At 59.6% G+C, this 806-nt stretch carries 1 protein-coding gene; it reads right to left on the bottom strand.

Annotation, left to right across the window (positions count from 1 at the left end; translation table 11 throughout):
• On the bottom strand, positions 1 to 507 hold a 507-nt coding region (locus VH88_RS15045; protein ID WP_082064540.1), incomplete at its 3' end, for a ferritin-like domain-containing protein.
• Positions 508 to 806: the final 299 nt, after the last annotated feature.

The following is an 806-nucleotide window of genomic DNA, read 5'->3' as shown; positions in this document are numbered from 1 at the left end:
GGAAATTCTCAGGGGCACGTCAAGGGCGTCCTTGTTGACCGCCGCATCGGCGATGGTGGTCAGGTCTTCGTCCGTCTGCGACTCTTCGTTGAGCGTCTCTTCGAGGAGCTTGGCCGCATCCCTCAAACCAAGCACGTTGGCCCAGCGGCGCAGTGTGCCGTAGCGAGTGATCTCGTAGTGCTCCACCGCCTGCGCTGCGGCCAGAAGCCCAGCGTCGAGAGCCGGGGTGCCCTTGTATTCCTCCATAATCTCATCGCCCTCGGCGAGGATGCCCTCGATAGCGTCGCACGTCTTGCCGCGCGGTGCTTTTCCGATGATCTCAAACACCTGCTGAAGGCGCTCGATCTGGCCTTCAGTCTGATCCTTGTGCTTTTCGAAAGCGGCCTTGAGTTGCGGATGTTGAGCCGCGCGCGCCATTTTCGGCAGCGACTTCAGAATCTTCCGCTCGGCGTAATAGATGTCCTTGAGGGTGTCGTGGAAAAGGTCGTCGAGGGTTTTGTCGGCCACGGTTTTTCTCCTGATAACGTGCGGTTTGAAAATCGCCGCACTTCAAGGAAGTTCCAAAATTCCACCCGTCTGGAGGCAAGGTGTTGATGCGCTCATGCATGCCGCTGCGAGCCATCTGCGCGAGAAAGCCGAAGTGCTCGACCAAGATGCAGAGCCGCAGATTGGCGGGACAGATCAGCGATAGGCCGACCTGATGGGCGGACTATCGTGCCCCTGCCGTAGGCCTAAGCCAGCGCCAGCTTTGCGTTCACCTGATCTTCCTCGCGGCTGAACTGGAAGCGCACCTCGACGCCGCCATT

Source organism: Brevundimonas sp. KM4 (assembly GCF_000964075.1).
Classification (GTDB): Bacteria; Pseudomonadota; Alphaproteobacteria; order Caulobacterales; family Caulobacteraceae; genus Brevundimonas; species Brevundimonas huaxiensis.
This window is presented reverse-complemented; position numbering and strand designations above follow the sequence as displayed.